This is a genomic window from Methylocapsa polymorpha, from assembly GCF_045689225.1.
In the GTDB taxonomy this organism is placed as follows: domain Bacteria; phylum Pseudomonadota; class Alphaproteobacteria; order Rhizobiales; family Beijerinckiaceae; genus Methylocapsa; species Methylocapsa polymorpha.
Map to the genome: position 1 here is coordinate 3,303,327 of NZ_CP136862.1, position 12,460 is coordinate 3,315,786.

Below are 12,460 nucleotides of genomic sequence, written 5' to 3' on the forward strand. Positions count from 1 at the left end.
GGTCATTCGCCGCAAGCGACGAGGAAGGAGCCCGGCCTGATGTCGGCTCGCCGCGTTTCATCGATCGACGGGCTCGCGGCGTCGGCCGGCCCGTAGGATTTGGAGGCGGCGAGCCCATGCGCCTCGCACCAGGCGTCAGCGACGATCAACCCGCAAGGCGATTTTTCCGCCAGGCATTCCTGGTATCCATAGCCGTCGTCCGGGGGGATGATCAGGATATGGCTTTCGCCCGCCCTCGCCGAGATTCCGAGGGCGAAGGCCGCCAAGACTCCGCTGATCAGGAAAAGGACGAGGCGGAACAGATTGCGGCGCTCACGGGAGGTTATCGACATGGGGAACTCGAAAGTTTGGCGGGATCGGCGGAAATAAGTCTGTCGAAAGCGCTTGAAAAAACCGTTAACTTGGCGAAACCGATCCGCCGCCGAGCGAAGCGCTTGACGCAGGAAGCCTTAGGCGCGCATAGTTTTTCGATGACGAGCTTGACCGGCGCGCGCCGGACCATCATCGCTGCCAGCATTATATGTATCGGCTAGCCTTGCCGCTGGCTGGAGCCGTCTTGTCCTCTTGAAAGAGTCCGACCTCGACACCCCAGGCAGCGCCGGCGCTAAGGGGAAGACATGTCGTTGCGGCTTTACAATACGCTCACGCGCCAGAAGCAGCTCTTCGAGCCGATCGACCGCTCGAATGTGCGGCTCTACGCCTGCGGCCCGACGGTCTATGACCATCTGCATATAGGCAATGGCCGAATGCTGATCGTCTTCGATGTCCTGTTTCGGGTGCTGCGCCATATCTATGGCGCGGATCATGTCACTTATGTCCGCAACATCACCGACGTCGACGACAAGATCAACGCGCGCGCGGCTGAGCGCGGCGTCGACATCAGGGTGCTGACCAATGAGATGACCGAGATCTTTCACGAAGACGCCGCCGCGCTCGGCTGCTTGCCGCCAACGGTAGAGCCCCGCGCGACCGAGCATATAACGGAAATGATCGCGATCATCGAAAGGCTGATCGCCAAGGGCCATGCCTATGCGGCGGAAGGCCACGTGCTTTTCGACGTTCCGTCCATGCCGGATTACGGCAAGCTCTCGAAGCGGCCCCTCGACGATATGATCGCGGGCGCGCGGGTCGAAGTGGCGCCCTACAAGCGCGGCCCGATGGATTTCGTGCTCTGGAAGCCTTCACGCCCTGATGAGCCGGGTTGGGAGAGCCCCTGGGGCCGCGGCCGGCCCGGCTGGCATATCGAATGCTCGGCGATGAGCTGGCGCTATCTTGGCGAGATTTTCGACATTCACGGCGGCGGCATAGACCTCGTCTTTCCGCATCATGAAAACGAAGTCGCGCAGACCTGCTCCGCCTTCGGCCATCAGGTGATGGCGAATATCTGGATGCACAACGGACATCTCCAGGTCGAAGGCGAGAAAATGTCCAAAAGCCTGGGGAATTTCGTGACGATCCGCGAGTTGCTGGGCAAATATTCTGGCGCGGTAATTCGATTCAATATGCTCAAGACGCATTATCGGCAGCCAATTGATTGGCGGTCCGATGAGCTGCAACGAAGCAGAACGGAAATGCACTCTTTCGCCAAGATCATTACCGATATGGCGTCCGAAAAAAAATACCAAGAGCCGGATTGGTCGCTTGCGGACGAAGAACTACTGGCGGCGCTGGACGATGACTTGAATACGCCGCTAGCTCTGGCTCGTCTTCGTCAATTGGCAGAATTGGGCAAAAGGAATTATTCGGACGCGGGCGTTTTTGCGGTGAACGCAGCCCTATTGGGCTTACAAAATCTGGATCGCCCACCAGTGTTCAGTGACGGATTTGTGAGCTCGATTCCAGACGAAAAACTGGACCAATATATTTCCGTCCGCGACGATCTGATTCGTTTCAAGAACTTCAGCTCGAACAATCTTCGTACATCAGCAAGTGAATGTCTTTCGCTCATTCGTGCTCAAGGATTCGATGCCGAAGTTGATATTGGAAATGGAGGCAGCGCAGTTGATCGCGGCCGCCTAACAATAAGCGTGCGCGATAGCTTTGAGGAACCGACAGAACAACGTATCGAACGGTTGATAGCAGCGCGCATTGACGCGCGGAAAAACAAGAACTGGGCTGAGTCCGATCGTTTGCGCGAAAAACTCGACGCGATGGGGATCGCGCTGAAGGACAACAAGGATGGCACGACATCCTGGGAGCCGAAGCGATGAACGCCAGCGCTTTTCCAAAACCCACGCTGCGGCCTTTCCTTTCCGCCGACCTTCCGCTTCTCGCCGAGATCCGCCTCGCCGCGATCGAGGAATTGACCGCGGACGATTACGACGAGTCGCAGCGCCGCGCCTGGGCCTCGCGCGCGGATGACGAGGAGGCATTCGACCGCAGCCTTGCCAAAGGCTTGACCCTCATCGCGCTGATCGGCGGCGGCCCGGTGGGCTTTATCTCTTTGCAGGAGGGCGGCCTGATCGACCAGCTCTATGTTCATCCGGCCGTCGCCCGCAGCGGCGTCGCAAGCGCCTTGATCGACGCCATCGAGAAACTCGCCGCCGCGCGCGGCGTGGCGACGCTCGAAACCGACGCCAGCGACACCGCAAAGCCCTTTTTCGAAAAGCATGGCTATGTGGCGCAGCGCCGCAATACGATCGATCTCGATGGCGTGTATCTCGGCAATACGCGTATGACGAAAAAGCTGTCGTCCAAATCCGCACAGGACAAACGGCTGTGACGCGCGAAAAGCTTACCCTTTTCGACACGACTTTGCGCGATGGCGCGCAGACGACAGGCGTCGATTTTTCGCTCGCCGACAAGCGCCATATCGCCGCCATGCTCGATAGTCTCGGGCTCGATTATATCGAGGGCGGCTATCCGGGCGCCAATCCGCTCGACACGGAGTTCTTTTCAGCAAAACCCAAGCTGCGCCATGCGCGTTTCGCGGCCTTCGGCATGACCAAGCGGGCAGGGCGGTCCGCCGCGAACGATCCGGGTTTGGCGACCCTGCTTGCAGCCGACGCCGATGTCGTCACTTACGTCGCCAAGACCTGGGATTATCATGTCCATGTCGCGCTTGGATGCACGCTCGAGGAGAACATCGCCTCGATCACAGAGTCGATCAAGGCGGCGCTCGGCAAGCCGCGCGAGGCGATCCTGGATTGCGAGCATTTCTTCGACGGGTTCAAGGCGAACCCCGATTACGCGCTCGAATGCGCCAAGGCCGCCTACGCGGCGGGCGCGCGTTGGATCGTGCTTTGCGACACCAATGGCGGAACGCTGCCGCATGAGATCGAGCGCATTGTTACGGAAGTCGCGCGCCAAGTGCCTGGCTCCCATCTCGGCGTCCACGCCCATAACGACACCGAGAATGCGGTCGCCAATTCGCTCGCGGCGGTGCGCGCAGGCGCAAGGCAGATCCAGGGCTCGCTGAACGGGCTCGGCGAACGCTGCGGCAACGCCAATCTCGTCTCATTGATCCCGACGCTTTTGCTGAAGCCCGACTTCGCGGAAAACTTCGAGATTGGCGTGCCGTTCGAAAAATTGTCGTCGCTCGCCAAGATCAGCCACACGCTCGACGAATTGCTGAACCGGGCGCCGAACCGCCACGCGCCCTATGTCGGCGCCTCGGCCTTCGCCACAAAGGCTGGCATTCACGCCTCCGCGGTCATGAAGGAGCCGCGCACCTATGAGCATGTTGCGCCTGAGAGCGTCGGCAACAAGCGCAGGCTGCTCGTCTCCGACCAGGCCGGCAAATCCAACATACTCTCCGAGCTTGAGAGGATCGGCGTGCGCCTCGACAAGGACGATCGGCGCGTCGCGCATCTGCTCGATGAGGTCAAGCAAAAGGAAGCGTTAGGCTATGCCTATGAGGGCGCCGACGCCTCGTTCGAATTGCTCGCCAGGCGGGCTCTGGGCGAGGCGCCGAACTATTTCGAGGTCGAGCGTTTTCGCGTCAATGTCGAGCGCCGCCACAATGCGCAAGGCGATCTGGTCACGGTGTCGGAGGCCACTGTCAAGGTTTGCGTCGATGGCGAGACTCTGATCTCGGCCGCCGAAGGCGAAGGCCCGGTCAATGCGCTCGACCTCGCCTTGCGCAAGGACCTCGGCAAATATCAATGCTTCATCGAGGATCTCGAGCTCGTCGATTATCGCGTCCGCGTGTTTCAGGGCGGCACTGACGCCGTGACGCGCGTCCTGATCGAGTTTCGGGACGTAACCGGAGAAAGCTGGTCGACGGTTGGCGTTTCGGCCAATATCATCGACGCCTCGTTCCAGGCGCTGACCGACGCCATCACCTACAAGCTGCTGAAGTCGGGCGCGCAGTAAAACGCTGCGCGTTTCCATCTTCGTCTGGCGCTCGCTGGCCTTTACTCCATCTCGATTGGATAGCCCAGGGTGAAGGCATGCGGCAGTCCTCTGGGCGGGGCAGGGAAGGGCGCCGCGCGACGGACGGCGGCGAACCATGCGGCGTCGAGATCAGGCACTCCGCTCGCGCGATAAAGCGCCTCATGCGTTAGATTGCCCAATTCGTCGACATACAGACTGATCAAGCCTCCGCCAGCCATGTGGCGGCCGCGAAGACTGGCGGGATAATGCATTTGCCGCTTGATCAAGCCAAAGAGCAGGGACTCATAGCTGGCTCTTTCGGTTCCTCCGGCGATAGGCGCGGACTTGGCCGTTGAGCCAAGCGAAAAACTTGGGGCGGGAGACAAAGCGGCGAGCTGCTGGGCCACCGTGATCTTCCTGCCCTGGGTCGTCGGCTTCTTGGTGTCTTGTTGCGCCGGCGTTTGTTTTGGCTGGGCGGGCTGCTCCGGTTCGGCCTTGTCGAGCGGTTCGGCGTCGGGGTTGTCGTCAGCGATCTTTGGCGCCGCCGACGGCGCGGCCGGGTTAGGGGGCGCGTCTTTCGCCGAAGCCTCGGCTTTTTCCTGTTCGGGCTGGTTTTGCGCCCGCTTTGGCGAGACGAGCTTCGGCGGCGGCGCCGTGCGAGGCGCTTTCGTCTCCGCGTCGGGAGTTCCCTTCGCCGTCGTCGCGGCATTGCCCGCGCTCGGGGCGTCATGGGCGATTTCTACGTCTTCGAGCTTGACCTTTTCCGGCGGCGGCTTCGCTTTGACTACGGGCGGCGTCACGAGATCGAGCGGTGGCGGAGCGTTCTTTTGTTGCGGCTCGGGTTTCTCTTCCGGCGGCGGCAGCACGACGACCTCGACTGGAATTTCCTGATCCTGCGTCGTCGCGCCGTTCTCCGGCTGGTCCTCGTGAAGGAGGAGCGCGATCAAGCTGGCGTGGATCAAGAAGCACACGACTAAAAGCAGAATAAACCCCCGCTTGCGCGCCGGCGCGGAGGGGTCCGGCGGCGAGAGCAGACGTTCGCCTGGATCTGCCTTGAGGGTCATGCCGAATGTCAGTGGTCGAGGGTCACGATGAAACGCGATCGAGGAACGACGCCGCCACAGACAAAGTCACGAATGAATAGATTTTACAATCGTGGATCGACATTCTCCTTTCGGGCTCCGAGAAAATCAGCCTTGGCCGCGGCCGTCTCGATCATTGGTAGGATATCGTCGATTTTTTCCGCGACAAGATAGCGGACTTCGAAAGAAGATTGAATGAACCGGCGCTCGCGCATATGGGCGAAAAGACCGAGCAGAGGTTGCCAGAACCCTGCGATATCGGCGATGACGACCGGCTTGGAGTGACGTTCAAGCTGCACCCAGGTCAATTGCTCGACCAGTTCCTCCAAAGTGCCGATGCCGCCGGGCAAAGCGACGAAGGCGTCGGCTCGCTCGAACATCAAGCGTTTGCGCGTGTGCATATCTGGCACGACGACGCATTCCTGGAGATTGGCCAGTGGCTGTTCCTTGCCTTGCAGAAAATCCGGAATGATTCCCACGACTTCGCCGCCGCCGGCGAGCACCGATCGGGCGATTGCCCCCATGAGGCCATTGCCGCCGCCGCCATAGACGAGGCCAACGCCCGCCTTCGCCATGGCGCGGCCAAGGCTTGTCGCCGCCGCTACATAAATAGGGTCCGCGCCTTGGGCTGAACCGCAGTAAACGCAAATTCTCCGCACCCGCCGAGGGCTGACCTCGACGGCAATCTGTTTTGGTGACATGGCCTGCTTGTCGCAAGCCCTCCCTATAGGGTCAAGGGTTTTGCGGCGTCCGCTGCGCCGCCGAAGCTGTTGCGAACAGGTCGTCGGTTTGTCGGCGCTGTATTAATTTTCTCTCGATAAATTCGCGCCTCTTCGAGAAAATGCTCTATCGTCGTGGCATGGGAGTTTCCGATGCGCCTGAAGGCCACAGCGCTTCTGCTTGGTTTTTGCTTCGCTGTGTTGCTGCTCGTGGGGAGCGGATTCTGGCGGAGCATGGCGCCGGTCAAGTTCGATTGGGAGGCGCCGGGCGCCGCCCAAGATGGCTCTTCGGCGAGGATTGCGAGCGGCGGCGACGCGGCGCGGGAAAAGTTGCCGCTTGCTATAGCGTCGGCGCTGCCGCAATTCGACATCGTCCGCGTCGAACCCTCGGGCGAGACCGTCGTCGCGGGTCGAGCCCTTCCCGATGCGAAAGTGGCGCTGATGTCCGGCAGTAAAACCCTCGCTGAAGGCTTGGCCGATTCCGCCGGTTTTTTCGTGCTTCAGCCGCGGCCTTTGCCGCCGGGCGACTATGCCCTGAAGCTGCGGATGCGGCCGCGCATCGGAGACCTGAGCATTTCGCTTCAGAGCGTCGCCGTCTCCGTGCCCGAAAAAGGCAAGGGTCAAGTCATGGTCGCCCTCGCGGAGCCAGGCGCGGCGACGGTCCTCTTGAGCGATCCCACCGCCGAGCAAGCCGTCGAGGTTCGCCGCGCCATCTCGGCCTCGGATGCCTCGGCTTTCTCGCGCGTCGCGTTCAAGACGGCCGAAGTCGAGCCGAACGGAGGTTTCTTCACCTCCGGCGTCGCAAAGCCGGGGGCGGTGATCCGCCTTTATCTCAATGATGCGCCGCTTTCCGACGTGGCGACAGGAGCCGATGGCCGGTGGTCCTTGAAGCTCGCCAAGAGCCTTCCTCCCGGCCGCTACGCCTTGCGCGCCGACGAGATCGACCAGTCCAACGCGGCGGTCGTCTCTCGTGCGGAGATTCCATTCGAATTCCCCGCCGCCGCGCCGCCGGCGCGGCCCGGATCTGCGGCGCTGCGCGACGCGGACGCCGCGGCCGGCCAAGCCGAGACGGCGACCGTTCAGCGGGGCGATAGCCTTTGGCGGCTCAGCCGGAAAATTCTCGGCAAAGGCGTTCATTACACGGAAATCTACGCCGCCAATGCGTCGCAGATACGCGATCCGCACAAGATCTATCCCGGTCAGATTTTCGTGATGCCTAAAGACCATGAGCCATGATCCCGGCCATAGAGGCCGCGTCTATGGCCGAGACGGCGCGCCCCAACGGTCTCCCGGCGCATGGTCGTTCTTCTCGGAGTTCGCCGAGGCGGAGTGCGATTCTTCGTTAAGCCTCCTATATGGGGAGAGCTGAGGCCGGCGTCGCGCCTCGTCTTTTTTCCAGCGTCAAACCCCGGCGCCGCCTCATCGCGAAACAACACGAGCCTGATGTTCTCTCCTCTGCTTTCTTCGCACGCTGCCGGCGGATCCGCGCCAAAGGCCAGGATCGCGGCGATGGCGCGAAAGCTCTGGCCCTATATTTGGCCGTCGGACCGGCGCGACCTGAGGCTGCGGATTTACGCCTCGCTGGCGCTTTTGCTGGCGGCGAAGCTCGTCACGATCGCGGTTCCCTATTCCTTCAAATGGGCGACCGACGCCTTGACGGACCCGACGAGCCGTCCGGTCTTCGGCGTCATCGCGGCGCCATTCGCCTTTACGCTCGCTTATGGCGGCTTGCGCATCGCCATGGCGCTCTTCACGCAAGGGCGCGACGCCATTTTCGCTGACGTCGCGATGCACGCCGTGCGCCGTCTCGCCCGGGATGTCTTCACGCATCTGCATCTGCTTTCGCTCCGCTTTCACTTGGAGCGCAAGACCGGCAGCCTCACGCGTGTGCTCGAACGCGGCCGCGATTCGATCGAGACGATCGTTCGCACCACCACGCTGACGGCGATCCCGACGCTTATCGAATTCGGCATGATCCTCGTCGTGCTTTTGCTTCAGTTCGACTGGCGCTATGTCGCCGTTGTGGCGACGATGATCCTCGCCTATCTCGCCTTCACCACGGCGGCGACGAATTGGCGGATCGCGATCCGCCGCGCCATGAACGAGAGCGACTCCGACGCCAACGCCAAGGCGATCGACAGCCTTCTCAATTTCGAGACGGTCAAATATTTCAACGCCGAGGAGCGCGAGAAGCTTCGCTACGACAAGTCCGTCGCGCGTTACGAGCGCATGAGCGTCAAGACCTACACGTCGCTCGCCTTGCTCAACGCCGGGCAGGCGATCATTTTCACCATTGGCTTGACGACGGTCATGGCGATGAGCGCCAGCGGCGTCAGAAGCGGCGCCCATACGATCGGCGATTTCGTTCTCGTCAATGCGATGATGATCCAGCTCTATCAGCCGCTGAGCTATATGGGCCTCGTCTATCGCGAGATCAGGCAGGCGATGATCGATATCGAGATGATGTTCGACATATTGACCCAGAACCCGGAGGTCGAGGATCGGCCCGGCGCCAAGCCTCTTGTCGTCAGGCAAGGCCGGCTACGCTTCGAGAATGTTTTTTTCCACTATGACCCGCGCCGCCCCATCCTGAATGGCGTGACCTTCGAGGCGCCGGCCGGCAAGACCTTGGCGATCGTCGGCCAATCCGGCGCCGGCAAGTCCACGATTTCGCGCCTCATCTTTCGTTTCTATGAGCCTGCGTCCGGGCGCATCACGATCGATGGGCAGGACATCGCGCTTGTGACGCAGGCGTCGCTTCGCGCGGCGATCGGAATCGTCCCGCAGGACACGGTGCTTTTCAACGATACGATCGCCTACAATATCCGCTACGGCCGATTCGAGGCGAGCGAGGCGGAAATGAAGGAGGCGGCGCGCCTGGCGCAGATCGATCGCTTCATCGAGCTCGCGCCCGGCGGCTATGAAGCGCAAGTCGGCGAGCGCGGACTGAAGCTCTCCGGCGGCGAAAAGCAGCGGGTGGCCATCGCGCGGACCTTGTTGAAGGGGCCGCCCATCCTTATCCTCGACGAAGCGACCTCGGCGCTCGACTCCTTTACGGAACGTGAGATTCAGGATGCGCTCGATCGCGTCGCCAAAGGCCGCACGACGCTGATCATCGCGCATAGGCTCTCCACGGTCGTCAACGCCGACGAGATCATCGTGCTCGACAAGGGCATGATCGTCGAGCGCGGTTCGCATGCCGAGCTTTTGGCGCGAAACGGCGTCTACGCCGCCATGTGGAGCCGGCAGCATGACCTCCGGCGCGCCGAGGAAACCTTGCGCCGCGCCGCGATCGAGGAAGGCGCGACGCTCAGCATCAAGATCGAGCCGCAAGACTCCGGCGGCGAGGCTTCGGAGACCGCGGAAGATCCGGACGCGGACGCCCCGATGGATAAGGATGCGGCCATTGCGTCGGACGCATGACGCTGCGGCGCTTTCCCAGTAAGCGCGCTTGCGATCCAGGCGGCTTCATGCAAAGCCGGATGCGGTGTCGAAGGATTGTTGCGAGAACGGGATTGTTTCATGTCGATTATCGATTCGATCCGCAGGCAGCTCACGCCCATCCATCCCGAGGGCTATATTTTTGTCGCCGCTTTCGGCCTCGCCACTCTCATTCTGGGCTCGTTTTTCAGCGCGCTCGGTTGGATCGGCGGCATAGCGACGGCCTGGTGCATTTATTTTTTTCGCGATCCGGCGCGCCATACGCCTATCGACGACACGCTGGTCGTCTCGCCGGCCGATGGCGTCGTAAGCTCGATCGGCTTTTTCATAGCGCCGCCGGAGCTCGGCCTCGGCGTGGAGCCGCTGCAGCGCATTTCGGTTTTCATGTCGGTGTTCGATTGCCATGTGAATCGGGCGCCGGTCCGCGGCCGCGTCGTCAAGATCGCCTATAGGCCGGGGGTTTTCCTCAACGCCGACCTCGACAAGGCGAGCGAGGACAATGAGCGTAACGGCATTGTCATAGAATCCGCCGCAGGCCGCTTCGGCGTGGTGCAGATCGCCGGGCTCATCGCGCGGCGCATCGTCTGCTTCGTGCGACAGGGCGAGAGTCTCGAAGCCGGCGAGCGGTTCGGCTTGATCAGGTTCGGCTCGCGCGTCGATGTCTATTTGCCTTCGGCGGCGCGGGTTTTGGTCACGATAGGCTCGAAGGCCATAGCGGGCGAGACCGTGCTCGCCGAACTCGGAGCCAATGCGCCGCGGCGCAATTTCAAATCCGGGTGAGCGGGTGCGGCGCCCGGCTGCGCCTATTGCGTCCCTTGGGGCCAATCGGTAGAACCACACAGATTATTCTCATCTTTCTGGATAGGTCTGTCCGCCGCGATCGCGGGCGCGGATGATCCCGATCGAATTTGAAAGCCCTGCTCAAAGGCGAGAACCGGGCAGATCCGGTTCGGCCTGAGCCTCTGCTTAGTCACGGCGATAGTATTTCGGCTGCGAGAAGAACTCGAACGTCTGGATTGCCAATGGCTGCGCCCCTTTTCGCGGAGTATCTCGTCGAGCGTCGGCTTCTGCGCCGCCAATTGTCGTTTTGGCGCGTCGCCGCATTCGCCTTGCTCATCGCCGCCGTCTTTTTTTGGGGCTTTCGCCTTTTCGGCGCGGACGCGCCCTTGCGCTTCACGCCCCATATCGCGCGGCTCTCGATTGAAGGCGTGATCACGGGGGATCGCGACACTCTGAAGCTGATCCACGACATTGAAGAGTCGGACGCTGCGGCGGTTTTGGTGTCGATTGAAAGTCCTGGCGGCACGACGTCTGGAGCGGAGCGGCTTTATGATGCGTTCCGCCGCCTTGCCGCGAAGAAGCCGACCGTAGCCGTCGTCGGAACCATGGCCGCTTCGGGCGGCTATCTCGCCGCGCTCGGCGCGGATCAGATCGTGGCGCAAGGCACGTCGCTTGTCGGCTCGATCGGCGTTCTTGTCCAATATCCGAACTTTGCAAAACTGCTCGATACGCTCGGGGTGAAGGTGGAGGAGGTCAAGTCCTCGCCGCTCAAGGCTGCGCCGAATATGTTCGAGCCGGCGAGCCCCGAAGCGCGCGCGGCTTTGGCGTCCCTTATCAGCGACAGTTACGATTGGTTCAAATCGCTCGTGAAGGCGCGCCGCGACATGACCGACGCGCAGCTTGACGTTGTCGCGGACGGCAGGGTTTTCACCGGCCATCAGGCGATTGATTTGCATCTCGTCGATCGCCTCGGCGGCGAGCGCGACGCAATCGATTGGCTGGAGAAGGAAAAGGGCGTGCGCAAGGGTTTGCCGGTGCGGGATTGGAAACATGGACGGGCTTTGGAGCGGCTCGGGATCTTGAGCCTTTCCGCGCAATTGGCGGAATTCCTGCACCTCGACGGATTAAGCCGCATGCTTGACCGCAGCGCCGATCTTGCGCAGGGCCGCATGCTTGACGGTCTCGTATCGATTTGGCAAGTTGACGGCGCAAACTGAAGCGTGGCGGAGCTCGAATTTTCCTTTTCGAGACAGGGACTTCCTTTCGAGGGCGGGGCGAATGATCAAATCGGAGCTTGTGCAACGCATTGCCGACCGCAATCCGCATCTCTACCTGCGCGACGTGGAAAAGATCGTCAACGCCATCCTTGATGAGATCACCAACGCTCTGTCGCGTGGCGACAGAGTGGAGCTGCGCGGGTTCGGCGCTTTTTCCGTGAAGCACCGGGACGCAAGGGTCGGCCGCAATCCGCGCACCGGCGCGCATGTCGCGGTGGATGAAAAGGCGGTGCCTTTTTTCAAGACCGGCAAGGAAATGCGCGAGCGGTTGAACGAAGGCTATCGCAGCTAGATTTCCATCGCCGGTGTGACCGCTTCAATTTGGGCCCGACGCCGGCTTCAAGCCCGTTTCACCAGAACTAGACACGCCCGAAGCGCGCGGCGGCGCGCTAACCTCCATGGCAGGCGCCAATGATGAGATTTTTGAAGCTGCTTCTCCTTCTCCCGGTCGTGCTTGGAGTGCTCGCCATTGCGCTCGCCAACCGCCAATTGGTGATGGTTTCCTTCGATCCTTTCGCGGCGGCGGAGGGCCATCCCGGCCCGCAGATCGCGGCGCCGCTTTATCTTGTCTTGCTGGTCAGCGTGATGGTCGGCGTCGTCATTGGGGGCGTCGCCACCTGGATCGAACAGGGCAGGCACCGCCGGGCCGCCAGGCGAGCCATAGCTGAAGCGAGACGGCTAACCGCGGAGGCCACGCGTTTTTCCTCTAGCAAGTCCCTCGATAAACGAAAGACTTTGTGAGGCCGTTGGTCCCGACAGGCGACCCAAGCGTTCTCGGGTAGAACGGTCCGCGCGCGACGGCCGTGAGAACGGCGAAGACTTGGCCGCTGAATCACGATGCTTCGCG

12 protein-coding genes are annotated in these 12,460 nt (G+C 61.6%); 9 read left to right on the forward strand and 3 right to left on the reverse strand.

The features are described from left to right. Positions 1–2 precede the first annotated feature (2 nt). Positions 3–332: a hypothetical protein gene (locus RZS28_RS15240; RefSeq protein WP_407338589.1), complete on the reverse strand. Its 330-nt coding sequence runs from the start codon at positions 330–332 to the stop codon at positions 3–5. A gap of 285 nt (positions 333–617) precedes the next feature. Here RZS28_RS15240 and cysS point away from each other — a divergent pair, with 285 nt between their 5' ends. From cysS to cimA, 3 genes are read left to right on the forward strand one after another with little or no spacing between them, the layout of a single operon-like run. Continuing rightward, a complete protein-coding gene (cysS, locus tag RZS28_RS15245; protein WP_407338590.1) occupies positions 618–2,210 on the forward strand; it encodes a cysteine--tRNA ligase in 1,593 nt (530 codons plus the stop codon). Further along, complete coding sequence (locus tag RZS28_RS15250; protein ID WP_407338591.1) at positions 2,207–2,722, forward strand: GNAT family N-acetyltransferase; 516 nt, start codon at positions 2,207–2,209, stop codon at positions 2,720–2,722. Before cysS ends, RZS28_RS15250 begins: the two co-directional genes overlap by 4 nt. Further along, positions 2,719–4,314, forward strand: a complete 1,596-nt coding sequence (cimA, locus tag RZS28_RS15255; protein WP_407338592.1) for a citramalate synthase — start codon at positions 2,719–2,721, stop codon at positions 4,312–4,314. Before RZS28_RS15250 ends, cimA begins: the two co-directional genes overlap by 4 nt. 41 nt (positions 4,315–4,355) lie before the next feature. On the opposite strand, the gene RZS28_RS15260 is transcribed toward cimA, so the two are convergent. Continuing rightward, positions 4,356–5,378: an energy transducer TonB gene (locus RZS28_RS15260; protein WP_407338593.1), complete on the reverse strand. Its 1,023-nt coding sequence runs from the start codon at positions 5,376–5,378 to the stop codon at positions 4,356–4,358. Between the two features lie 83 nt (positions 5,379–5,461). Continuing rightward, positions 5,462–6,097 carry a TIGR00730 family Rossman fold protein gene (locus RZS28_RS15265; protein WP_407338594.1) on the reverse strand — a complete coding sequence of 212 codons (636 nt, stop codon included), beginning with the start codon at positions 6,095–6,097 and terminating at the stop codon, positions 5,462–5,464. A 171-nt stretch (positions 6,098–6,268) separates the two neighbouring features. Between RZS28_RS15265 and RZS28_RS15270 the strand changes: the two genes are divergently transcribed. The 6 genes from RZS28_RS15270 (at position 6,269) to RZS28_RS15295 (ending at position 12,354) form a co-directional block, all read left to right on the forward strand. Next, positions 6,269–7,351: a LysM peptidoglycan-binding domain-containing protein gene (locus tag RZS28_RS15270; RefSeq protein ID WP_407338595.1), complete on the forward strand. Its 1,083-nt coding sequence runs from the start codon at positions 6,269–6,271 to the stop codon at positions 7,349–7,351. A 273-nt stretch (positions 7,352–7,624) separates the two neighbouring features. Continuing rightward, positions 7,625–9,538, forward strand: a complete 1,914-nt coding sequence (locus RZS28_RS15275; RefSeq protein ID WP_407338596.1) for an ABCB family ABC transporter ATP-binding protein/permease — start codon at positions 7,625–7,627, stop codon at positions 9,536–9,538. Positions 9,539–9,637: 99 nt separating this feature from the next. Beyond that, complete coding sequence (locus RZS28_RS15280; RefSeq protein ID WP_407338597.1) at positions 9,638–10,336, forward strand: phosphatidylserine decarboxylase; 699 nt, start codon at positions 9,638–9,640, stop codon at positions 10,334–10,336. A 242-nt stretch (positions 10,337–10,578) separates the two neighbouring features. Next, on the forward strand, positions 10,579–11,553 hold the full coding sequence (gene sppA, locus RZS28_RS15285) for a signal peptide peptidase SppA (RefSeq protein ID WP_407338598.1): 975 nt from the start codon (positions 10,579–10,581) through the stop codon (positions 11,551–11,553). A 61-nt stretch (positions 11,554–11,614) separates the two neighbouring features. After that, positions 11,615–11,905, forward strand: coding sequence for an integration host factor subunit beta (locus tag RZS28_RS15290; RefSeq protein WP_407338599.1), 291 nt, complete (start codon positions 11,615–11,617; stop codon positions 11,903–11,905). A gap of 119 nt (positions 11,906–12,024) precedes the next feature. Beyond that, positions 12,025–12,354, forward strand: a complete 330-nt coding sequence (locus RZS28_RS15295; RefSeq protein ID WP_407338600.1) for a lipopolysaccharide assembly protein LapA domain-containing protein — start codon at positions 12,025–12,027, stop codon at positions 12,352–12,354. Positions 12,355–12,460 lie beyond the last annotated feature (106 nt).

What these genes read in the sequence shown, in the direction of transcription:
- RZS28_RS15275 (WP_407338596.1), top strand. Translation starts at nt 7,625, where the DNA reads ATGGCGCGAAAGCTCTGGCCCTATATTTGGCCGTCGGACCGGCGCGAC.
- RZS28_RS15280 (WP_407338597.1), top strand. Translation starts at nt 9,638, where the DNA reads ATGTCGATTATCGATTCGATCCGCAGGCAGCTCACGCCCATCCATCCC.
- sppA (WP_407338598.1), top strand. Translation starts at nt 10,579, where the DNA reads ATGGCTGCGCCCCTTTTCGCGGAGTATCTCGTCGAGCGTCGGCTTCTG.
- RZS28_RS15270 (WP_407338595.1), top strand. Translation starts at nt 6,269, where the DNA reads ATGCGCCTGAAGGCCACAGCGCTTCTGCTTGGTTTTTGCTTCGCTGTG.
- RZS28_RS15265 (WP_407338594.1), bottom strand. Translation starts at nt 6,097, where the DNA reads ATGTCACCAAAACAGATTGCCGTCGAGGTCAGCCCTCGGCGGGTGCGG.
- RZS28_RS15290 (WP_407338599.1), top strand. Translation starts at nt 11,615, where the DNA reads ATGATCAAATCGGAGCTTGTGCAACGCATTGCCGACCGCAATCCGCAT.
- RZS28_RS15240 (WP_407338589.1), bottom strand. Translation starts at nt 332, where the DNA reads ATGTCGATAACCTCCCGTGAGCGCCGCAATCTGTTCCGCCTCGTCCTT.
- RZS28_RS15250 (WP_407338591.1), top strand. Translation starts at nt 2,207, where the DNA reads ATGAACGCCAGCGCTTTTCCAAAACCCACGCTGCGGCCTTTCCTTTCC.
- RZS28_RS15295 (WP_407338600.1), top strand. Translation starts at nt 12,025, where the DNA reads ATGATGAGATTTTTGAAGCTGCTTCTCCTTCTCCCGGTCGTGCTTGGA.
- cysS (WP_407338590.1), top strand. Translation starts at nt 618, where the DNA reads ATGTCGTTGCGGCTTTACAATACGCTCACGCGCCAGAAGCAGCTCTTC.
- RZS28_RS15260 (WP_407338593.1), bottom strand. Translation starts at nt 5,378, where the DNA reads ATGACCCTCAAGGCAGATCCAGGCGAACGTCTGCTCTCGCCGCCGGAC.